19 protein-coding genes are annotated in these 20,909 nt (G+C 53.4%); 5 read left to right on the top strand and 14 right to left on the bottom strand.

Going from position 1 to position 20,909, the window contains the following annotated elements; genetic code table 11:
• The first annotated feature begins 21 nt into the window (after positions 1 to 21).
• Both MKZ24_RS06785 and MKZ24_RS06780 read left to right on the top strand, forming a co-directional pair.
• On the top strand, positions 22 to 621 hold the full coding sequence (locus tag MKZ24_RS06785) for a TetR/AcrR family transcriptional regulator (protein WP_340781792.1): 600 nt from the start codon (positions 22 to 24) through the stop codon (positions 619 to 621).
• 19 nt (positions 622 to 640) lie between these two features.
• A complete protein-coding gene (locus tag MKZ24_RS06780; protein WP_340781789.1) occupies positions 641 to 1,384 on the top strand; it encodes an SDR family oxidoreductase in 744 nt (247 codons plus the stop codon).
• On the opposite strand, the gene MKZ24_RS06775 is transcribed toward MKZ24_RS06780, so the two are convergent.
• From MKZ24_RS06775 to MKZ24_RS06765, 3 genes are read right to left on the bottom strand one after another with little or no spacing between them, the layout of a single operon-like run.
• A complete protein-coding gene (locus MKZ24_RS06775) occupies positions 1,377 to 2,444 on the bottom strand; it encodes a sensor histidine kinase (protein WP_340781788.1) in 1,068 nt (355 codons plus the stop codon). The genes MKZ24_RS06780 and MKZ24_RS06775 overlap by 8 nt on opposite strands.
• 2 nt (positions 2,445 to 2,446) lie before the next feature.
• A complete protein-coding gene (locus MKZ24_RS06770; protein WP_042240366.1) occupies positions 2,447 to 3,118 on the bottom strand; it encodes a response regulator transcription factor in 672 nt (223 codons plus the stop codon).
• Positions 3,048 to 4,913 carry an ABC transporter ATP-binding protein gene (locus MKZ24_RS06765; RefSeq protein WP_340781787.1) on the bottom strand — a complete coding sequence of 622 codons (1,866 nt, stop codon included), beginning with the start codon at positions 4,911 to 4,913 and terminating at the stop codon, positions 3,048 to 3,050. Before MKZ24_RS06765 ends, MKZ24_RS06770 begins: the two co-directional genes overlap by 71 nt.
• Before the next feature lie 236 nt (positions 4,914 to 5,149).
• On the opposite strand from MKZ24_RS06765, the gene MKZ24_RS06760 reads away from it, so the two are divergent.
• Positions 5,150 to 6,367, top strand: coding sequence for an MFS transporter (locus MKZ24_RS06760; RefSeq protein WP_042240373.1), 1,218 nt, complete (start codon positions 5,150 to 5,152; stop codon positions 6,365 to 6,367).
• A gap of 102 nt (positions 6,368 to 6,469) precedes the next feature.
• Here MKZ24_RS06760 and MKZ24_RS06755 read toward each other — a convergent pair whose 3' ends face one another.
• Complete coding sequence (locus MKZ24_RS06755; protein WP_081956730.1) at positions 6,470 to 8,182, bottom strand: glutamine--tRNA ligase/YqeY domain fusion protein; 1,713 nt, start codon at positions 8,180 to 8,182, stop codon at positions 6,470 to 6,472.
• Between the two features lie 247 nt (positions 8,183 to 8,429).
• Here MKZ24_RS06755 and MKZ24_RS06750 point away from each other — a divergent pair, with 247 nt between their 5' ends.
• Positions 8,430 to 8,675: a DUF2164 domain-containing protein gene (locus MKZ24_RS06750; protein WP_042240376.1), complete on the top strand. Its 246-nt coding sequence runs from the start codon at positions 8,430 to 8,432 to the stop codon at positions 8,673 to 8,675.
• 40 nt (positions 8,676 to 8,715) lie between these two features.
• The gene (locus MKZ24_RS06745) at positions 8,716 to 9,264 is read left to right on the top strand and encodes a GNAT family N-acetyltransferase (RefSeq protein WP_039309141.1); all 549 of its coding nucleotides are present in this window, start codon (positions 8,716 to 8,718) and stop codon (positions 9,262 to 9,264) included.
• Positions 9,265 to 9,532: 268 nt separating this feature from the next.
• Here the strand turns inward: MKZ24_RS06745 and MKZ24_RS06740 are convergent, their stop codons facing one another.
• The 10 genes from MKZ24_RS06740 to MKZ24_RS06695 form a co-directional block, all read right to left on the bottom strand.
• Complete coding sequence (locus MKZ24_RS06740) at positions 9,533 to 10,192, bottom strand: MOSC domain-containing protein (protein ID WP_042240379.1); 660 nt, start codon at positions 10,190 to 10,192, stop codon at positions 9,533 to 9,535.
• On the bottom strand, positions 10,189 to 10,701 hold the full coding sequence (locus MKZ24_RS06735; RefSeq protein ID WP_042240382.1) for a GNAT family N-acetyltransferase: 513 nt from the start codon (positions 10,699 to 10,701) through the stop codon (positions 10,189 to 10,191). Before MKZ24_RS06735 ends, MKZ24_RS06740 begins: the two co-directional genes overlap by 4 nt.
• A gap of 61 nt (positions 10,702 to 10,762) precedes the next feature.
• Positions 10,763 to 11,980: an MFS transporter gene (locus MKZ24_RS06730; protein ID WP_042240385.1), complete on the bottom strand. Its 1,218-nt coding sequence runs from the start codon at positions 11,978 to 11,980 to the stop codon at positions 10,763 to 10,765.
• A gap of 569 nt (positions 11,981 to 12,549) precedes the next feature.
• Positions 12,550 to 13,377 (bottom strand): formate/nitrite transporter family protein, encoded by an 828-nt coding sequence (locus MKZ24_RS06725; RefSeq protein WP_042240388.1) that lies wholly within the window; start codon positions 13,375 to 13,377, stop codon positions 12,550 to 12,552.
• Positions 13,378 to 13,615: 238 nt separating this feature from the next.
• Positions 13,616 to 14,980 carry an FAD-dependent oxidoreductase gene (locus tag MKZ24_RS06720; protein ID WP_042140284.1) on the bottom strand — a complete coding sequence of 455 codons (1,365 nt, stop codon included), beginning with the start codon at positions 14,978 to 14,980 and terminating at the stop codon, positions 13,616 to 13,618.
• A gap of 379 nt (positions 14,981 to 15,359) precedes the next feature.
• Complete coding sequence (locus MKZ24_RS06715; protein WP_340781785.1) at positions 15,360 to 16,994, bottom strand: formate--tetrahydrofolate ligase; 1,635 nt, start codon at positions 16,992 to 16,994, stop codon at positions 15,360 to 15,362.
• 250 nt (positions 16,995 to 17,244) lie between these two features.
• Positions 17,245 to 17,724, bottom strand: a complete 480-nt coding sequence (locus MKZ24_RS06710) for a glutathione peroxidase (RefSeq protein ID WP_039309160.1) — start codon at positions 17,722 to 17,724, stop codon at positions 17,245 to 17,247.
• 302 nt (positions 17,725 to 18,026) lie between these two features.
• Complete coding sequence (locus tag MKZ24_RS06705; RefSeq protein WP_081956614.1) at positions 18,027 to 18,959, bottom strand: IS3 family transposase; 933 nt, start codon at positions 18,957 to 18,959, stop codon at positions 18,027 to 18,029.
• Positions 18,960 to 18,964: 5 nt separating this feature from the next.
• Positions 18,965 to 19,279 carry a helix-turn-helix domain-containing protein gene (locus MKZ24_RS06700; RefSeq protein ID WP_052415919.1) on the bottom strand — a complete coding sequence of 105 codons (315 nt, stop codon included), beginning with the start codon at positions 19,277 to 19,279 and terminating at the stop codon, positions 18,965 to 18,967.
• A 582-nt stretch (positions 19,280 to 19,861) separates the two neighbouring features.
• On the bottom strand, positions 19,862 to 20,893 hold the full coding sequence (locus MKZ24_RS06695) for an LLM class flavin-dependent oxidoreductase (RefSeq protein WP_340781784.1): 1,032 nt from the start codon (positions 20,891 to 20,893) through the stop codon (positions 19,862 to 19,864).
• Positions 20,894 to 20,909 lie beyond the last annotated feature (16 nt).

Below are 20,909 nucleotides of genomic sequence, written 5' to 3'. Positions count from 1 at the left end.
CACAGGAAGGGGAAGTTACCCGTGAATAAATTAAGCTCTTTTTTGAGCAGAACAGAAATCCTTAATGCCGCTGAACAAACCCTGCGCAAATACGGGCCGGACAAGGCTTCTGTCACTGATGTAGCCAAGCTGCTGGGCGTGAGCCACGGAACCCTGTACCGGCATTTCCCCAGCAAAGCTGCATTGCGGGAGGCGGTGACGGAACGCTGGCTGGAGGAGATGATTGTGGCTCCCCTAAGCGAAATTGCCGGGATGCCCGCAGATAATGCCTTGGGGCAGCTTGGAGATTATATCGCTAAGCTCGTAGAGCTTAAGCAGCATTATGCCGCACAGGACAGCGAGATGTTCAAAATGTATGCAGCCGTCACTGAAGAATCGGCAGCGCTTGTTGAAGTCCATATCCGGAAGCTTCTCGATCACATTGACCTTCTCATTGCCCAGGGCATGGAACAAGGTCTTATATCACGGAGTATCCCGGCGGCGGTACAGGCACGTTCAGTCCTCTATGGCACCGCACGCTTTCACCATCCGGCGCACGCCTATGAGTGGCGCAGCCCAGGCATCATGCAGGAATTCGCCCAGCTCTGGACACTGCTGGAAAGAGGATTATCCGTACATTAAATCCAAGGAGGAACTGCTAATGACACAATCATTGCAAGGCAAGGTGGCTATTGTAACAGGCTCATCGAGAGGAATCGGGCGGAGTGTCGCTGAGCGGCTGGCGGAGCAGGGAGCTTCCGTCATCATCAACTATTCGAGCAGTCCCGCCCAGGCAGATGACGTAGTAACGGCCATTCGGGCGGGCGGCGGAACAGCCGCTGCCCTGCAGGCAGACATCAGCAAGCCTGCCCAGATTGAACAGCTGTTCAAGGAGACCAAGGCGCTCTATGGAAAGATCGATATATTGGTCAACAATGCGGGAATTATGATGAATTCCCTGATCGGAGAAGCTACTGAGGAGCAATTCGACAAGCAGTTCGCCATCAACGTCAAGGGCACCTACTTCTCCTGCCAGCAGGCCTTCTATCACCTCGAACAGGGCGGGCGGATTATTAATTTCTCCACTTCCGTCAACGGCCAGATGTTCCCGGCCTACAGTATTTATGCCGGCACCAAAGGTGCGGTTGAGCAATTCACCCGCCAGCTAGCCAAGGAATTCGGCAGCAAAGGCATCACCATCAATGCGGTGGCACCAGGACCAGTAGCCACAGAATTGTTCCTGGAGGGCAAATCAGAAGCCGTACTGGAAGGGCTGAAGAAGGGCAATGCCTTCGGACGTCTGGGCCAGCCGGAGGATATTGCCGGCGTGGTCAGCTTCCTGGCCGGAGAAGACTCCGGGTGGATTACCGGCCAGACCCTCCGCGTCAATGGCGGATTCATCTGACTTGCAGAGGTATACGTACGACTGAAGCCGTCCCCTCACCGGGACGGCTTGTTATCTGTATGCTGCCTTCGTGAAGTTCAACAATTTTCTTCACCAGCGGCAGTCCCAGCCCGCTTCCGCCGCCCCCGCTGACGCCTCTGGATTTGTCCACTTTATAGAAGCGTTCGAAGATCCGCGGCAGCTCCTCTTCGGCAATGCCGATTCCGCTGTCCTTCACCTCCACTTCAATCCACTCCTCTGAGATACGCAAGGAGACGGTAATCCGTCCGCCCTGCGGGGTGAACTTGATGCTGTTATGCAGCAGGTTGGTCCACACCTGGCTGAGCAGGTCTTTTACCGCAACCACGGTGGTTTCTGCAAGATCTGCCTCTACCTCAATATCCTTGCCCAGCCACTGCGGCTCTGAGGCCAGGATCATCTCCTGCAGCTGCTTATCCAGCCTGTAGGGCTTCCGCTCGAACGGGAAGCTCTCTGCCTCCAGTGCCGACAGCTTCAGCAGATTGTCGCTCAGGCCGGACAAGCGGCGGCTCTCCGCTTCAATGATATCCAGGTAATGCTTCCTGCTCTCAGTACTGAGGCTGTCATCCTGCAGGGCTGCAGCGAACCCGCGGATGGAGGTCAGCGGCGACTGGATCTCATGCGATACGTTAGAGATGAAATCCTGGCGCAACGTCTCCATCCGGCTAAGCTCGTTAGCCATTTCGTTAATCCCCTCCACAATACCGCCAAACTGCCTGTACTGTCTGCTGTTCTCCAGTTCGATTTTGAAATCACCTTTGGAAATCTGCCGCATCGCCGTCAGGATCGGCACATAGAATCTCTGGTCCTGCCCACGGGTAGCGAAAGCGATGGCGCCAGCCACGCAGAAGAAGATAATCACCTGCATGCCCATAATAAACAGATGATACCCGTATTCGGAGAAGGACCAGCCGAAATGCCTGACCAGCAGCCTTGAGCCGAAATAGCTTCCGTTCCAGGAGATAAAGAGCATCGCCAATATGCCGGCTATAGGCGCAATCACATTGATTATCTTCCATACTTTCTTAATCCTGCTCAGCATGCTTATCCCTCCAGCCGGTAGCCAAGGCCCCGGATTGTGCGGATGGCGAACCCGAATTTATCCCGGGGAAACCGCTCGCGCAGACGGCCCACATGCACATCCAGCGTCCGCTCATTCCCTTCAAAATCATAACCCCAAATCTCTTCAATCAGCCGGTCGCGTGTCAGCGTCTGACCCGGATAGCTGGCCAACTTGAACAGCAGTTCAAATTCCTTAAGCGGCAACGTAACATCGCCATGCTCGGATACAACCTCGTATGTTCTGCGGTTCATCCGCAGGCTCCCTACGGTAACGCTCTGGGCGGCAGAAATTTGGTACCGCTTCAGCAGCGCTTTCACTCTGGCGATCAGTACGGGCGGCTCGAACGGCTTGACCAGATAGTCGTCTGTACCGAGCTCGAAGCCTTTGACAATCTGTGAGGTTTCACCTTTGGCTGTCAGCATCAGGATCGGGAAGTCATACTGCTTGCGCAGCTCCCGGCACAGCTCCCAGCCGTCCATATTCGGCATCATGACATCAATAATCGCCAGATCGGCCGGTGTCTCTTCGAGCAGCCGCAGCGCCTCCAGCCCATCGGAGGCACTCAGCACTTCTTCCATGCCTTCAGCTCTCAGAAAGACTCCCACCAATTCGCGGATGTGCGGATCGTCGTCCACTACCAGTATTTTGGCCATATCCTGTAGAACCCTCCTCTATCACACTGCCCTGAAGCTCCGGCGTATTCATCTGCAGCTGCTGCTCGGCAAATTCACGGTACAGCTCATGATCCCGCAGCAGCTCTTGATGTGTTCCCTTGCCGGTTATCCGGCCCTTTTCCATAAATATAATCTGGTCCGCATTGACGACTGTAGCCAGTCTGTGGGCAATGACAATCGTGGTCCGGCCCTGCATCAGATTGCCCAGTGCCTTCTGTACAACGGCTTCCGACTGGCTGTCCAGACTGGACGTTGCCTCATCGAGCATGAGAATCTTCGGATCGCGCAGCAGCGCTCTGGCAATGGCGATCCGCTGCCGCTGTCCGCCGGACAGCTTCACTCCGCGTTCGCCGACGTCCGTATTGTACCCGTCCGGAAGCTCTGCAATGAAGCCGTCAGCGTATGCCATGGCCGCAGCACGCTGCAGCTCCTCCTTACTGATCTCGCGGTCCAGTCCATATCCCAGATTCTCGGCAATCGTTCCGGCCAGCAGCGGACTTTCCTGCGAGACATACCCGATCCGCTTACGCCAGGATTTCAGCGAGAACATCGACACTGGCTTGCCGTCCATCCGGATAACACCGCTCTGCGGCTCATAGAATCGTTCCAGCAGTGAGAACAGCGTCGTTTTACCGCCGCCGCTTGGGCCGACAATCGCTGTCACCTGGCCCGGCAGCATCGTGAAGCTTATCTTGTTCAGCACTTTCTCGCCCGTTTTGTATCCGAAGCTGAGGTCTTCCACATCGATTGGGCCTTCCCCGCTGCCAGCCTCTTCTACACCTTCATACACTTCTTCCTCTGCCGCAAGCGTCTCGATAATCCGCTCCGAGGCACCTTTGGCCTTCTGAAGCTGCGTGAAGAATTGAGTCAGCTGGGTCAGCGGCATAATAATCTGGATCAGATACAGAATGAAGGCCACCAGCTCACCGGCGGTCAGAACCCCCGAGGACACCTGCATTCCGCCATAGCCGATAATCACCACAAGCAGCATCATGAAGACGAAGGAGACCAACGGGCTGATCATCGCACTGATTTTGCCCTCACGGATGCCGAAGGACAGCAGGTTCATAATTCCTTTTCGTCCGGCCTCATACTCCTTCTGCTCGGCTCCGGAGGATTTAACCAGCCGGATTTCAGACAATACACCGCTAAGTGTGGCGGTGAAGGAGGCTGTCTCATCCTGTGTGCCTTTTGATATTTTGTACATCTGCCGGCCCAGCGGTACCAGAATCAGCGCCGACAGCGGGAGGACGGTGAACAGTACCAGCGTCATTTTCCAGTTCAGGAAGAGCAGGACAGAGATTGAACCGACAATGGAGATCACGCCGGTAAAGAGGCTGGCCAGATGCTCCGAGATCAGTGTCTTGAGAATTCCTGTATCATTGGTCATCCGGCTGACGCTTTCACCTGTCCGGTTCTCATTGTAATAGGACACAGGCAGCACAAGGAATTTGCGCCACAGCCGGTCCCTAAGTCCGGCGACAATCTTCTGCCCGACCGCATTCAGCAGATAAATCGAGACACCGCCGGCAAGGGTCTGTGCGATGAAAGCTCCGGCAATTCCGGCAATCTGCAGCTTGCTGACGGAAGCCAGCGAGAAGCCGTCGACCAGGTTCTTCGTGAACATTGGAATAACAAGACCCACCAGGGTCGAAATCATACTGAGGCCCAGAGCCAGTGCCAGCAGCATGTAGGAGGGTTTGGTTTCATGCAGCAGCTTCAGGAACGGCTTCATCGCTGCTCCCTGCTTCTGCGGTGCTTGAGTGTTCTTCATGGTTAATCCCCTTTTCCGGCGGATAGATGTCAGGAACAGCTGATGTCCCGCTTCCGCCTTCCAAACTAGAATAACTGTGCTTTGTAAACTGAAATTAAACTGTTAATTTTCCATTGATTTGTAATTCCCTATATAAGTTGGTTTGTATCCCTTTTCAACAAATGTTACAGTGATAGAAGCGGCAACTTCTGCCGTTCTAAGGATTCAAGGCATCTGGCGGGAAAGGAGTGCAAAGTTTGCGGGAGAACCTCGATAAGCAGCTGTCTTTCACCTCTCTTAAATGGTTCAACTTCTTCGTGTATGGAACGATTGTCCTGTTCACCAGCTTCTTTCCGCTATATCTTCAGATCATGGGAATGAATAAGCTGGAGATCGGGAGCCTGATGTCGGTAGGTGCGCTCGTCTCTATTATTGCCAATCCCTTCTGGGGTATCTGGAGTGACCGTTATCAGAATATCCGGCGGATTGTCCTGGTCATGCTGACCGGCACGCTGGTCTTGTCCCAGCTAGTCTTTCAGGCGAATACATACGAGATGATATATATTTCTATTCTGTTCTTCTACTTCTTCCAGGGGCCGCTGTTCGCCCAGAGCAATACCATGATCCTCAGCTATATCGACGGTACCAGCCAGCGGTTCAGCTCATACCGGCTCTGGGGATCGTTAGGCTGGGCGTTTACTGCCATACTGGCCGGACCCGTGATTGAATGGGCTGGTGTTTCTGTGCTGTCTTATCTCTTTGCAGCACTGCTGTGCGCGGCGATGATTGCTCTGATCGCTATGCCGAAGCTTGATCATTCTATCGGAATCGCTCCCTTGCCATTCAGGGGACTGCGTCAGATCTTCTATAATCCGTTCTTCCTGTGCTTCATCCTCTTCGGCATTCTGGTCTCTATCCCGAATACGATGAACAACACCTTTGTGTCACTGTACATCACAGAGCTGGGGGGAAGCAAGACCATGATTGGGCTGGCGGTGTTCCTCTCTTCCATTCTGGAGATGGGAGTGCTGCTCTTGTGCAATTATATTCTTAAACGTAAAATCTCTGTACTGCTGGCCTCCCTCACGTTCGTCAGCGCCCTGTTCTTCCTGCGCTGGTGGATGATGGCCGATGCAACCACTCCACTACAGGTTGCCTTCATTCAGGTGCTGCACTGTATTACCTTCGGCGGATTCTTCTATGTCGGCACCCAGCTTACTATGCTGCTCGTTCCAAGGGCTTACCGGTCCTCGGGACAAGCACTCTACACGCTTACATGGAGCGGAATATCCGGCATCCTCGGCGGCGTACTCGGCGGCTGGATGTATCAGAATCTCGGAGTGCAGACGATGTATCAGTCCGGTGCGCTCCTCGCCCTGTTCGGCACCATCGGCTTTGGTCTCATGTGGCTCTTCTTCATCCGCGGCGGCTACCGGCCTCCGGCAGATCCCGAAGACGGAGCGGCAGAGGAGTAGCGGCGGGACCCGAGGTAGGCGGGACCGTTCGATTCACAGCACACAGCAAACAGGCTTGGCTTCCCGTACGGGAGGCCAAGCCTGTATTCATTCATGGAGAGTCTAGCCTTGTTTGGGCTGGAAAGAGCTCTTCAGGGAAACCACCAGATTGAATACCAGATGCTCCGGTGATGAATACTTACTGTCTACATTAAAATAACCATGGCGGAAGAATTGGAACTTGTCCTGCGGCACACTGTCCTTCAGGCCCGGTTCGACGAAGCCCTGAATGATCTCGATCGATTTCGGGTTAAGCTGATCCAGGAAGGTAGGCTCCGGCTTGCCTTCAGCAGCTTCCAGACCTTCGATTTCGGCCTCGGTCTCAGCTTCTTCTGCGGAGATCAGCGGCTCATAGAGACGGAATTCTGCCGGTACCGCCTGGCTCGCATCTACCCAGTGCAGCGTTCCCTTGACCTTGCGTCCGGTGAATCCGCTGCCGCTCTTCGTTTCAGGATCATAGGTGCAGTGCAGCTCAATAACTTCTCCGTTCTCATCCTTGATGAACTCGTTGCACTTGATGAAGTAAGCATTCTTGAGCCGGACCTCGTTGCCGGGGAACAGGCGGAAATACTTATTCGGCGGAACCTCCATGAAGTCATCGCGTTCAATATAGATTTCACGGGAGAACGGAATTTGGCGGTTACCCATTTCCGGGTTCTCCACATTGTTCTCAATCTCGAAGTATTCGGTTTCGCCCTCAGGATAATTCGTAATAACTACTTTCAGCGGCCGCAGCACAGCCATGGTCCGGGGTACCGTCAGCTTAAGGTCTTCACGGATGAAATGCTCCAGCATCTGCAGGTCTACGAGGCCCTGGCTCTTGGAAATGCCGGTCTCATGCACGAAGCTGCGGATCGCTTCCGGGGTATACCCGCGGCGGCGCAGTCCTGATATCGTCGGCATGCGGGGATCATCCCAGCCGTCGACATGGCCTTCATCCACCAGCAGCTTCAGCTTACGCTTACTGGTAACGGTCTGGGCGAGGTTAAGGCGCCCGAATTCATATTGATGCGGCGCAGCCGGCATCTCGCATTCCGCTACAACCCAGTCATAGAACGGGCGCTGGTCCTCGAACTCCAGCGAACAGAGGGAATGGGTAACATGCTCAATGGCATCTTCGAGCGGATGCGCGAAGGTATACATCGGATAGATGCACCATTCATCGCCGGTATTGTGGTGATGAGAGTGAGAGATACGGTAAATGACCGGATCGCGCAAATTGATATTTGGAGAGGACATATCGATTTTGGCGCGCAGCACCTTCTCGCCGTCCTTGAATTCGCCTGCCCGCATGCGGTGGAACAAGTCCAGGTTCTCATCGATACCGCGTTCACGGTAAGGACTGTTCTGTCCCGGCTCCGTCAGCGTTCCGCGGAATTCACGGATCTGCTCTGCCGTGAGATCATCGACATAAGCTTTGCCCTTCTTGATCAGCAGTTCGGCCCGCTCGTACATTTCACCGAAATAATCCGAGGCGAAACGCAGCTCTTCCCATTCGTATCCGAGCCACTTCACATCTTCCTGAATGGAGTTCACATACTCCGTGTCTTCTTTGACCGGATTGGTGTCATCGAATCTCAGATGGGTCTTGCCGCCGAATTCATCAGCCAGTGTAAAGTTAATCCAGATCGCCTTGGCATGTCCGATATGTAAATAACCGTTCGGCTCCGGCGGAAAGCGGGTGACCACTTCCTTAACCTTGCCCGAGCGGAGATCTTCGGTAATGACGTTCTTAATGAAATTGGAGGGTGTACCCTGGTTCTCCACAATGATCAACCTTTCGTTCTGTATTATTACTACTTCCTTGTATAAACATGTTTCCTATTAATATACCCGTTAGACAGGGAATGTTCAATAAAAGTTAACCAGAAACGGCACTCCTGTCCCTGATGTACAACGTATCTGTCCCGGTGAAACTAAGCCGCCTTTAAGATCCAACAGCGATGAAACTGCATCTTTGACTTCTCTCCCGGCGATAGAGTAGCATGGATCATATAGGATTACCGAGAAGAGGAGGGTACCCATGAAACCGATCAAACTGCCCAAAGAGCAGCGGGAATTGATCACCGAGAATATCCGCGCATACTTCGAAGCCGAACGCGGGGAAACGATTGGCCATCTTGCAGCAGATAATCTGCTGGAGTTCTTCCTGAACGAGCTTGGGCCGGCTGTCTATAACGGGGCACTGAGTGACTGCCGGACACTGGCCTCACAGCGCATGCAGGCGCTGGAGGAAGATATCTACGCTCTGGAGTGGAAAAAGCGTTAGGGCAGAAGACTATACCTTACGCTGCAGAGGGGGAAGCCGCATGTTTAATTATGTCATTGATGAAGAGCTGAAGCTGAAGCTGCTTATGCCAGAGCATGCCCGCCATATGTACGCCCTGGTGGAGCGCTCACGCCACCGGCTCAGGCAGTGGCTGCCTTGGGTGGACGGCGTAGCCGAGCAGGCCCACCTGACTACTTTCATCAAGAATGCCGTGAAGCAGGGCAGTGACAATGGCGGCTTCACGGCCGGACTATGGGTCCGGGAGGAATTAGCAGGGATCATCGGGTATCACGAGATTGACTGGCACAACCGGTCTGTCGGTATTGGCTACTGGCTGGGTGAAGGTTATGAAGGCAACGGCTACATGACCAGCGCCTGCCGGGTATTCGTGGATTATGCCCTGCTGGAGCTGGAGCTCAACCGTGTAGAGATCCGCTGCGCCACGGGTAACACGGCAAGCAGGGCCATTCCCGAGCGGCTCGGATTCATCTTCGAAGGCGTGATCCGCGAAGCGGAGAAGCTGCCCGCAGGTTATGTGAACCACGCAGTCTACGGTCTGCTGCGCAGCGAATGGAAGCTGCTGGGCTGACAGCAGATTGTAGCTTCACGCTCTGCGGGAAACGGTGCCGTCCGGTTCAGGGACGGCTTCGTTTCAGCTAATGGGCAATAAGGGCAGCAGTTGGATAACCTTTCGTCTAACAAGGCTGAAACTAACTATTATAGTTGCTGTTTTTCCACTTGTTTCCGGTTATTTACTAGAAGTCGGCGAATTACGATACGTTTTTCTACTCGTTTACTTGCAGGGCAGGGTTGGTGGCTCAGCTCTACTCCCTGCTCCACCAGCTACACCCGCACCACTAGCTCTCCGCGCTATCCGCAGCACCCAGCCAGCCCCGGAATTTCTCCCGGATGCCGGCTGTGAGGCTGTCCAGCCGGGCTAGCTCGTCTAGTCCGGTCTTATCCTTGCGCCCGTGCTCCATTGAGTACAGCACCTGCTTCACAGGGAAACTCCCCGCTCCGCTCTCCCGCTTAATAATCCGGTCACCGGATGCAATCCTGCCTTCACGCAGCACGCGGAAATAGAACCCGCTGTAACCGGTGGACAGCACCCGAGCAGGCATATCCGCCGGTCCATGCTTCTGCGAGAGCTTGAAGCAGGGGAAACGCGGCTGGCTTACCTGCAGCAGTGCCGTACCAATCTCAAAGACATCCCCGATGCATACCTCGGTCTCTAGAAGTCCGCTCACTGTGATATTCTCACCGAATGCGGAGTAGTCCAGCTTCCGGCCAAGCAGCTCTTCCCAGTAGGCATAATGCTCAACCGGATAGACGCAGACAGCCTTGTCGGGGCCCCCGTGGTTTACCAGATCCGCTTGCCCGTCCCCGTCGAAGCCTTCCGCATGAAGCTCCAGCGGACCTGTGACCGGCAGCTTGTAGATTCCCGTTTCCAGCGGTTTGCCGCGGTAATCCACGGTCTTCGGCTTGCCTACATTAAGTGAGACGACTTCCATCTTCATTCCTCCTCGTCCAGCATGCAGCTCATGAATACCTCATCTACATATCTTCCGCCCAGATAGAACTCCTCCCGCAGCCGTCCCTCCTCCTCAAATCCGCATTTGCGGTAGAACGAGAGTGCCGGTGTATTGCAGGAGAGCACACGCAAGCGCAGCTTACGGATTCCATTCTCTGCGGCATGGCGCTTGATCTCTGCGATCAGCCGGCTGCCTACACCCAGGCGCTGGAAACGCGGATGTACGGCAATATTAACCTCGCATACATGGCGGTTGCTCTCCATTCCGCTAGGACAGCCGAAGCCGACATACCCGCATAGCTCCCCGTCCTGTAAGGCTACAAGCTGGGATCCGGGCGGTGCATGCAGCAGATAATCCTCCCGGGAGCGCCACATCAGCGGACCGGGTGTTGTCTCCTCTGTCCAGATCATATTATCGAGAATGATCAGCTCACGGGCATCCCTGATTTCAGAGGGACGGATAGTGAAAGCCGAATCCCTGTTTAGTTGTTGCATAACCTTTACACCCCTTGCCTTGCTAAGCAGATAATAAAAGGATTAGTTACAGCGCAGCCGTTTATGCAGTATTGCTCCGGGTCTTCACAGTCCCGCGGTTAACGTAGGCATGGACCGCGAAGAATCCCACGGACAGAACCGCCATCCCGCAGGCCAGCCAGCCTGTCGGCGCAAGGCCCCCTCTGTCGAATTGAATCCCCATCAAATACGGGCCGATAACCCGGCCGACCGCGCCGATACCGCCGCTAAGCCCGAGATAGAAGGGCGCACTGCGCTGGGCATGCTCCGAGATGAAGGATGGCATGGCCGGTGAGATCAGCATCTCACCCAGTGTAGCCAGCACCATCGCCAGCAGCATGCCCGGGTAGCTCGGCATGAACAGTATGACCGCATACCCGCCCAGATAGAATACGGCGCTTGCTGTCATCTGCGCAGTAGAAGTCCCTGCGAACCAGCGTTTGATCAGACTGACCAGCGGCTGCGCGGCAAAGATAAGTACGCCGTTTAGCGTCCAGAGGAAGCCGTATAACTGCTTCGACCAGCCCTCTGAAATAATAAACGGCGATACTCCGGTATTCCAGATCGAATTGCCGATCAGCAGAAACATCGAGCCAATAGCCATGTAAAGATAAATCCGCGTATACCCCAGCAGCTTCCAGCCTGATGCTTCCCCCTGCGGGTGTTTCTTCTGTATTTTCTCGTGAGACGGCGGTGGCGCTGCCCCCACCCTGCGCAGATAGACAAAGAAGAATCCGGCAAACACCGCCGAAGTCACGCCGTTCAGCACAAAGCTCAGCATATAATTGCCTAGGAATCCGCTAAGTGCGGTACCCAGTGCTACCCCGATATTATTCGAGACATAGACGATATTGAACAGCTCTCCGCGCTGCTCCGCGAACCTAAAGCCGATAAAGGCCTGAATAGCCGGGAGAGACAGGGAGTTGAACAAACCCATCAGGCCCATAACTATAATGAATATACTCCAGCTGCCGCTTGCCCATGGAAGAGCAAACAGGGTCAGCGCGTTCATAGCCAGTGCTCCGACAATCAGGCGGTTTACCCCTACCTTGTGATACAAAGATCCGCCCAGCAATTGCCCGGCAATTCCCCCGAGGGATTGGACCAGCAGAACAATTCCCGCATCTTTCATACTGCGTCCCAGCTCATCAAATACATACATCGTAACCAGAGGCCACATCAGCGCACTGCCGGTTGCATTAATGAGACTGGCAATCAAGAATACTTTGACTTCCTTCGGATAGGCCTGCAAAAATCTCATAACTTGTCTTTCATCCCCTGTAACATAGGTGTCATTAATCCATCCAGTATCATCTGAAAACAGGAGGAAGGGCAAGTTCCTGCGTTAATGCTTTATCACATAGAATCACTGAATTCACTGTCGCGATATTCCTAATCACTTCACGACTGAAGTGCTGTTTATATTCTATAACCTCATCTTCTGCACGTAAAGAAAATAGGTCGATATGACCTGATTCGTTCCCCGCAGGCCGGGGTAATAGTGCATATGAAACACTCCCTATTTATTCGCCGTGAATCCGATTTCGTTCCCCCGAGTCGGATATGCACGGCGAATTTTGTTGTGCCCTGAAGTTATTCCAGGCAGAGTCCGGGTTACAAGTAGAAACGGCTGCGCCGTCCCTAAGAGGACGGTATCCGTTTCAGCGAGAAATAGAAGGATAAGTTATCGTGTGAAACATACAAATTCTTATATTTACACAAAAAACACTTCCTGTCTCTCTGCGATTCCCATAAAACAGGGTGCCGAGAAGCCAGGAAGTGCTTGGGCCAAACTATTGAACATGCCGGTCATCACCGGCGGATTATGAATTAAGCGTGTTTCTTCACACCTGCAGCGGAGATTCCTTCAACAGCCGTTACAGCTACCGGCTCCTTACGCAGGTAAGCCATCCAGTAAGCCGCTGCGACGAAGATCGCGCCGCCCGTAAGATTGCCCAGCCATACCGGGGCAAAGTTGGCGAAATACTGCGCCCACGTGAAATGTCCTTCGAAGATGGCAGCAGGGATAAGGAACATGTTAGCTACAACGTGCTGGAAGCCGATGGCAACAAACGCCATTGTCGGGAACCAGATACCGAGGATTTTGCCGCTGAAATTATCTGCTCCATAGGAGAGCCACACTGCCAGCGCCACGAGCCAGTTACAGCCGATCCCGGAAATAAAGGCCTGCAGGAAGGTCGCATCAATCTTGTGCTCAGCCATACTCACCAGCTTCTCCAGATACACCCCGTCCGATGTAAGGCCAACGACATGACCGAAGAAATAAGCAACGAACAGGGCACCTGCCAGGTTGCTGAGTGTAATCAGCACCAGGTTCTTAATCACTTCCCAGAACGAAATCTTCTTCGCAATAAAAGCAAGCGGCACCGCCATCATGTTGCCTGTCAGCAGCTCTCCTCCGGCAAGCAGCACCAGTATAAGCCCTACCGGGAATACTGCAGCTCCGATGAAGTTAGCGATAGACCCCCACTCGGCAGGCGCACCTGCAATGACACGAATATCCAGCAAAAATCCAAGCGCAATAAACGCTCCTCCCAGGAAACCGAGAATAAGTACAGTGCTGAGCGGATTGTGCGCTTTCTTGACTCCGTTCTCTACCGTTACTTCGGCGATCCCCTGCGGTTTGTTATAAGCCATGATTCCTATCCCCTTCTAATTACTTAAAATTTGTTCCTTTATGCCATTGTAACGTGATCACAATCACATTAACGTGATAAAAATCACTCTCGGAAAACCTAAGTGAAAGTTTTCACTGACATGTCAAATTTACCATAAAAGCTTAGGCGGCGGAATATTTTTCTCGTTCGGACCCGGAATTAATAGTTAAAAACACAAAAAAAAGGAGCCCTTAACGGGCCCCGCAATATCAGGGGGTTTAGACATGTACTGGTTCTTTAACGGCAACTGTCTTGGGCAGTGCCTGAAGTCCTGCAGTGTTCAGGAAGTTCCAAGGCTTGTTGTAGTGCGGCTGGAAGAAGAAATCAATGAAGGCCAGCTGGTCCACGGTCATTTTATTCTGAATACAAACCGATACGGTATTGATCGACTGCGTCAGATCCATCTTGGACATAATCTGTGCCCCAAGAATGCGGCGGGTCGCACGTTCAAATACGACTTTTACCTGAACCTGCTCGAATGTCGGCATAAACTCCGGACGGTAGTTGTCAATTAGCATTACACTTTCAGCATCCATACCCTCGGCTTTGGCGGCATCCTCGGTAAGTCCTGTACCGGCAATATTGTCTTCATAAATCTTGATGCCTGATGTTCCCTGCGTGCCCATATAAGGAATCGTGTTCGAGACCAGATTGCGGGCTACCAGGGTCCCCATGCGTACAGCGTTCGTGGCGAGCGGAATATAAGCATGTTTGCCGGTCGGGTTGTAATGAATCGCACAGCTGTCACCAGCGGCATATACATCCGGCAGGCTGGTCTGCATGTAATCGTTGACCATAATCGCGCCGTTCGGAAGCATATCAACTTGACCCTTGAGCAGCTCTGTATTCGGACGGAAGCCGATGCAGAGAATGACCAGATCGGTTTCATGCTCTCCCTTGCTTGTAATGACCTTAGTCACTTTGCCGTTCTCTCCGGCGAATGCTGCAACCTTCTCTCCAAGCGCAAGCTTGATGCCGTGCTCTTCAAGAGATTGTTGAATCGGAGCCGTAAATTCCTCATCCAGATATTTGCTCAGAATGCGGTCTTCCCCGTCGATCAGGGTAACTTCCTTGCCGTTCATCTGAAAAGCTTCAACCAGCTCAACGCCGATATAACCGGCTCCGACTACTGTAATTCTTTTCACCTTCTGCGCTTGTTCAATAATGGTGTTGGAGTGATTATAATTCTTCGAGAGCAGAATCCCCTCCAGCTCTATACCTTCCAGCTTAGGCACAATCGGCCATGAGCCTGTTGTCATAATCAGCTTGTCGTACGTATCTTCAAATTCTTCGCCTGTAGCGAGGTTGCGGGCCTTCAAGGTTTTGCGGGCGGTATCCACATTCGTCACTTCATGGCGCATCTTCGTTTGCACACCCAGTGCTGCAAGCTGTTCCGGGGAAGAATAGAACAATCCCTGCGGGTCCTTGACGACTCCCCCTACGTAAAGCGCAATGCCGCAAGACAAGAACGATATGTTATCGTTGCGCTCATAAACCGTAATCTGGGCATCCGGGTACAGCTGTGCGGTATTAACAATGGCGGCGGTTCCGGCGTGTGTGCATCCAATGACTGCTACTTTCATGATTTCTTCCTCCTCCAATTTACAAGCCTGTTTCTCTGTTGTTGTGATTAATTTCACTTTATATACTGATTATATTGTGATATTTATCACATTACAAGTACTTTTGTGAATTTTCTCACATTGTTCACAATTTCAATTTTTAATTATCTGCACGGGTTTTCTTTTCGCCTTGCATTAGTTTCCCCCGCCAGTAGGACATTATGTCTGTCAGCAGCAGGAAGCAGCAGGAAGCAGCAGGAAGCAGAGTTAGGGTGCGGAACTGTAGACATTTAAATCTGTGTAGCAAAAAAAGCCCCACTTCACCGCAACCTTCTGCGGACCAAGTGAGGCTCTATCTAATGGATGGATGGCTGCCGCCTGCCTGCGGCCAAAAAACCTTTTATTCTAAACCGGAAATCACACCATCTTCATCAACCTGCAACCCTTCTGCGGCTGGTTTGGCGGGAAGTCCCGGCATTGTGACAATGTTCCCTGTGATGACTACAGCAAAACCTGCGCCAAGGGACAGCGTAATATCCCGGACACCCATGGTGAAGCCTTCCGGTGCACCAAGCAGCCTCGGCTGATCAGAGAAGGAATATGGCGTTTTGGCCATACAGACCTGAAGCTGGTGCAGGCCCAGCCTGTCAATCACAGCCAGACTGCGTTTGGCTGCCGGAGAAAAGGCCACTTCTGCGCCATGGTAGATTTCGGTGACGATTTTATTGATTTTGGACGGGATATCCAGGTTGTCTTCATACAGCGGCGCGAACTTTACGGCCTCTTCCCGGTCCAGCAGCTTCTTCAGCTCCTGCGCCAGTTCCAGCCCGCCTGCGCTTCCCTCGGCCCATACCTTGGAGATAGCCGCAGGCACACCCAGCCGGCGGCAGGCCTCCAGCACATCGTTAATCTCCGCCGGGGCATCTCCTTCAAAGTGATTGAGGGCAACGAGTACAGGCACACCGAATTTGCCAAGATTCTCAATATGGCGCTCCATATTGGACAATCCGGAGAGCAGCGCCGCCCGGTTGCCGGCATACAGCTCTTCCTTGCGGACGCCTCCGTTATATTTCAGTGATTTCACTGTAACCACCAGCACTGCGGCAGAAGGGGTCAGGCCGGCCTGGCGGCATTTAATATCCATGAACTTCTCGGCACCAAGATCTGCGCCAAAGCCCGCTTCAGTCACTACCACGTCTGCGAGCTTCAGGGCATAGCGGGTTCCGATTACACTGCTGCAGCCGTGGGCAATATTAGCGAAGGGTCCGCCATGCACAATCACGGGCGTGCCTTCAATCGTCTGCACCAGATTAGGCTTGACCGCTTCCTTGAGCAGTGCAGTCATCGCCTCTACAGCTCCTATATCCTTGGCGGTTATTGGCTGTCCCAACGTATCATAACCGATCAGCATCCGGCTCAGCCGTGTTTTGAGATCCGCGAGGTCATTGCAGAGACACAGCACAGCCATAATCTCTGAAGCCGTCGTGATCTGGAAGCCGCTCTCCCGCACCGTCCCGTTGCCGTCGCCAAGACCGGTCACAATATTCCGCAGGCTGCGGTCATTCATATCCATCACACGTTTCCATACTATCCGTTGCGGGTCCAGGTTCAAGGCGTTGCCCTGAAAAATATGATTATCGATCATCGCGGAGAGCAGGTTATGCGCAGAGGTCACCGCATGGATATCCCCGGTGAAATGCAGATTGATCTCATCTGCCGGAACAATCTGCGCCTTGCCTCCGCCGGTTGCGCCGCCCTTCATGCCCAGGCAGGGTCCAAGCGAAGGTTCACGTAGTGCCGCTACCGTCTTGATTCCCGCCACATTCAGCGCCTGGGATAATCCGATGGTCGTCAAGGTTTTGCCTTCACCCGCCGGTGTAGGGTTAACTGCCGTAACCAGGACCAGCTTGCCGTCCGGTTTGTGCTTCAGCTCTGCCCACAGGGACGGCGACAGTTTGCTTTTATACTTACCATACAACTCCAGATGCTCTTCATTGATTCCTGCTGCCGATGCTACCTCTGTTATTAACCTCATGCCTTTATGAAACCCTCCTGCCGTTATTATCCTGCACCCCATAATTCTTTATGCAATCTCCGTAGATGAGTGAAACATTCCTCTTCAAAGGATACAGGGTCTCTGAAAAGATTCAAGGATAATTTTCATACGGGGGATACTTCCGTCTATACAGCCAAGCAGAAACGGCTTGCTTAGATATCAAAAAAAACCCCGGACAGGGTGCGCGTGCACCAAATCCGGGAGCGGACTATTTTGTGACAAGCCATACTTATTTCAGCAGAGATTCAATAAGGTCCTTCATACTCTCCGGTGATTCCTTCGGCTCCACACGCGCCACCACATTACCGCTGCGGTCTACCAGAAACTTCGTGAAGTTCCACTGGATATCGCTGCTCTCCCCGTCACCCGGCTGCTGGCCCTTCAAATATTGGAACAGCAGGCTTGCCTCCGGCCCATTCACATCTACCTTGGCAAACACCGGGAAAGTAACGCCGTAATTGATCTGACAAAAGGCTTCTGCTTCCTCACTGGTACCCGGCTCCTGTCCGGCAAACTGGTTGCAGGGGAACCCCAGCACAACAAGCCCTTGATCTCCGTATTGCTCGTACAGCTTCTGCAAATCTCCGTATTGCGGGGTAAGCCCGCACTTGCTGGCCGTATTGGCGATCAGCAGCACCTTGCCCTCATAGTCCTTAAACGGCACTTCTGTACCCGAAGGTGTGACTCCGGCAAAACTATAGATCGACATCCTGCTTCGCTTCCTTTCGGCTGTATGTTCGTATTTACCCTGGCGGCTTATAGAGTTCATGCCCTTATGCGGCTTATGCAGCTCATGCATCACTAAGGGCATTCCTCTTTATTTTATCCTATTGGCAGCGTGATACAAAATTTCAGGCTCCGATTGCGTTGCGGATGGCAGCAGCAAGGATAATCGTTAAGTGAGCAGCCCACTTTGGGCCGCATTGTACTCGGTTTTTCAAGTACATTCGGTGCGACCCCCTTATCCCGGAGTCCTCCGTATAAAATCGGTACTTGTCGTAGCCTTGCTCTTTATTTCGCTTTTTCTCTCGGCCAGAAGAAGCAGGACTGGTCTTCTAGGGTCAGCACCCACTCCGCAAAGGTAGCTGGCGGCATGTTGCGAAGACTCGTATGCATTCTGCGGTTATTGTAAAAGTCCATGTACCGGTCCACGGCTTCATAGGCCTCTTCGAACGTGTCGAAGGCCTCTTTGCGGAACAAATCCCGATCGATATTGCTGTGGAACGATTCAATAAAAGCATTTAAATCCGGCGTTCGAGGCGGAATGCGTTCATGGGTCATCTCCCAGCTTTCACACATGTCGCCAAACAGATGGCTGATGAACTGGGGGCCGTTGTCGGTGCGGATCACCGGGCGCGCGCTGCCAGGGGCGCAGTGTTGCTCCATGGCGCGTCCCAGCGTCTGGCAGGCGTGCTTGGCCTCACACGACGATCCTCGGTGATACCCGACGATAACCCGGGTAAACACATCGATAATGCTCAGGACGAAGAAATGCCGGTCCCGGCCCGCCACATACCCGTATTTAATGTCCATCTGCCAGAGCTGGCCCGCTCCGGTAATGACTCGGTTCTCCGGCAGCTTCCGGGGATGCTTAAAGCGCTTCTGACGCTGGGGCTGCAGGATCTCCAGCGCCTGACACAGCCGGTAGCTTTTCTTGTGGTTGAGCCTCAGCCCGTGCTGGTTCCACAAGCACTTGGCCAGCAGTTTGTACCCGTACACGTGCTCTTCTCCAGCGACCAGTTCCAGGAGCATTTCCTGGATCTGCTCGTCGCTAATCTTCTCTCCCGACTCGGTCAGGGAGTAGCCGGGTAGGGGTCTTCCACGCCCCTGGGGGACGGCCTGCGCCTCCTGCTTCTTGCGTTTCTTACGGTCGTAGTACGTAGACTCTGCTAGCCCCACGAGACGGAGCACCAAGGCTGCGGTATTCCCCTGCTTAATGAACATATCGGCTACCTCGATTTTTTCGGATAAGCAGGGGTTGGCTTTTTTAGCAGTTCACGCAGAATCTCAATCTCTAACTCCTTTTCACCGAGCATCTTGACGGCCTTCTCATATTTCTGCTCGACGTCCAGCAGGCGCTTCCGTTCCTCCACCTGGTCCTGGGGATACGGATGATCTTGCTCCCCATGGGCTTCCCGGTAATCCCTCACCCACTGATTCACCGTTGATGGAGTCACCCCATACTTTCGGGCAACCACCGCCGCCTTAATGCCAGACAACACCTCTTGCGCTGCCTTCTCTCTTGTTCCTGTTAAGTGTCCCATTCCGTTCATCCTCCTCCTGTATCTAGTCTACATTTTTGTGGGGGAGGACTCCAACTTCTTTAGGGGGCTGTGGAGCATTGGGCTGGTTCACCCCGCAGTAACACATTGTATTCGGTTTTTCGCATACATTGAGCTCGTTTACCTTTGCAGTGACGCATTGTACTCGGTTTTCCGCATACATTGGGCTCGTTTACCCCGCAGTGACACATTGTACTCGGTTTTTCAAGTACATTGGGCTCATTTACCTTCGCTGTGACACATTGTACTCGGTTTTTCAAGTACATTGGGCTCGTTTACCTTCGCAGTGACAGATTGTACTCGGTTTTTCAAGTACATTGGGCTCGTTTACCTTCGCAGTGACAGATTGTACTCGGTTTTCCGCATACATTGGGCTCGTTTACCCCGCATTGACACATTGTACTCGGTTTTTCAAGTACATTGGGCTCGTTTACCCCGCATTGACACATTGTACTCGGTTTTCCGCATACATTGGGCTCTCGTTTACCTTCACAGCCAGCCCACTTTCAGCGGATTTAGGGTACAATTATGCTCTTCAGCTTCATATCCAGCGGCCCTGGAAAGCTACACCCTTCGCGTCAGCCCGCAGGCTTCGGCAATAAGCCGGAGGGATGCCAGCTTATCCTCAAAGCTGTGAATATGCGATGAAATCATCAGCTCCCCGCATTGATATTCTTCCGCCAGCGCCTGCAATTGCTCCCTGACTTCCCTCGGCGACCCTACGACCATCCGCTTACGGTTATCCTTAATGGAGAACCTGTCATAAGGTGTATATGTATAATTCATAGCAGTTTCTACAGAAGGAGTGGCGGTGGAGAGATGCTCTTTCTCCAGCAGTACCAGCGACAGATCCATGCTGGCGGCCAGGCGGTCGGCTTCCTCAGAGGTTCTGGCACAGACAGCAAAAACTGCCACCAGCGATTGTGGCGTTGCAGCAGCACGGGATGGAGCGAAGCTATCCGCATACTCCCGCACCGCTTCCGCACCCCCGTTCCCGTTGATAAACCGGGCAAAGGCATATCCGGTCCCCAGCCGGGCGGAGAGCGCCGCACTGGCACTGCTTGAACCCAGCAGCCAGATTTCCGGTGCTGTACTCACGGCAGGTGTAGCCTGCAGTCCGGCATAGCGGTGTGGAGGTTCCACAGCCCCTGTCTCATCAGACTCATGCAGAAAAGCAATGAGCTCCTTAAGCTGCTGCTCATAACGGTCTATATCCTCAGGATTCACACGGTTATCCTGCAGCGCCCTGGCGGACAGCGCACTGCCGCCTGCTGCTCTGCCCACACCCAGATCGATCCGCCCGGGATACAAGGCTTCCATGACGCGGAAGTTCTCGGCGACCTTGTAAGCACTGTAATGCGGGAGCAGCACAGCTCCTGAGCCGATGCGGATCTCCGAAGTTACAGCAGCCAGATGAGCCATCAGCACCTCCGGACTGGAGCCGGCCAGTCCGGGCGCCGCGTGATGCTCAGCAACCCAGAAGCGGTGATACCCGAGACGCTCTGCTTCGCGGGCCAGCAATGCTGTCTGGGCCAGTGCCTCCGCAGGCGAGCTCCCTTCAGACACCGGCGATTGATCCAGAATGCTTAATTTCATATAGGATCAGCTCCAA

Origin of the sequence: Paenibacillus sp. FSL R7-0297, from assembly GCF_038009025.1 — a bacterium.
Taxonomy (GTDB): domain Bacteria; phylum Bacillota; class Bacilli; order Paenibacillales; family Paenibacillaceae; genus Paenibacillus_AQ.
This window is presented reverse-complemented; position numbering and strand designations above follow the sequence as displayed.

Excerpts from the sequence above, each read along its gene's own strand:
- MKZ24_RS06780 (WP_340781789.1), top strand. The coding sequence starts at position 641 with ATGACACAATCATTGCAAGGCAAGGTGGCTATTGTAACAGGCTCATCG.
- MKZ24_RS06775 (WP_340781788.1), bottom strand. The coding sequence starts at position 2,444 with ATGCTGAGCAGGATTAAGAAAGTATGGAAGATAATCAATGTGATTGCG.
- MKZ24_RS06770 (WP_042240366.1), bottom strand. The coding sequence starts at position 3,118 with ATGGCCAAAATACTGGTAGTGGACGACGATCCGCACATCCGCGAATTG.
- MKZ24_RS06765 (WP_340781787.1), bottom strand. The coding sequence starts at position 4,913 with ATGAAGAACACTCAAGCACCGCAGAAGCAGGGAGCAGCGATGAAGCCG.
- MKZ24_RS06750 (WP_042240376.1), top strand. The coding sequence starts at position 8,430 with ATGAAACCGATCAAACTGCCCAAAGAGCAGCGGGAATTGATCACCGAG.
- MKZ24_RS06745 (WP_039309141.1), top strand. The coding sequence starts at position 8,716 with ATGTTTAATTATGTCATTGATGAAGAGCTGAAGCTGAAGCTGCTTATG.
- MKZ24_RS06740 (WP_042240379.1), bottom strand. The coding sequence starts at position 10,192 with ATGAAGATGGAAGTCGTCTCACTTAATGTAGGCAAGCCGAAGACCGTG.
- MKZ24_RS06735 (WP_042240382.1), bottom strand. The coding sequence starts at position 10,701 with ATGCAACAACTAAACAGGGATTCGGCTTTCACTATCCGTCCCTCTGAA.
- MKZ24_RS06730 (WP_042240385.1), bottom strand. The coding sequence starts at position 11,980 with ATGAGATTTTTGCAGGCCTATCCGAAGGAAGTCAAAGTATTCTTGATT.
- MKZ24_RS06725 (WP_042240388.1), bottom strand. The coding sequence starts at position 13,377 with ATGGCTTATAACAAACCGCAGGGGATCGCCGAAGTAACGGTAGAGAAC.
- MKZ24_RS06720 (WP_042140284.1), bottom strand. The coding sequence starts at position 14,980 with ATGAAAGTAGCAGTCATTGGATGCACACACGCCGGAACCGCCGCCATT.
- MKZ24_RS06715 (WP_340781785.1), bottom strand. The coding sequence starts at position 16,994 with ATGAGGTTAATAACAGAGGTAGCATCGGCAGCAGGAATCAATGAAGAG.
- MKZ24_RS06710 (WP_039309160.1), bottom strand. The coding sequence starts at position 17,724 with ATGTCGATCTATAGTTTTGCCGGAGTCACACCTTCGGGTACAGAAGTG.
- MKZ24_RS06705 (WP_081956614.1), bottom strand. The coding sequence starts at position 18,959 with ATGTTCATTAAGCAGGGGAATACCGCAGCCTTGGTGCTCCGTCTCGTG.
- MKZ24_RS06700 (WP_052415919.1), bottom strand. The coding sequence starts at position 19,279 with ATGGGACACTTAACAGGAACAAGAGAGAAGGCAGCGCAAGAGGTGTTG.
- MKZ24_RS06695 (WP_340781784.1), bottom strand. The coding sequence starts at position 20,893 with ATGAAATTAAGCATTCTGGATCAATCGCCGGTGTCTGAAGGGAGCTCG.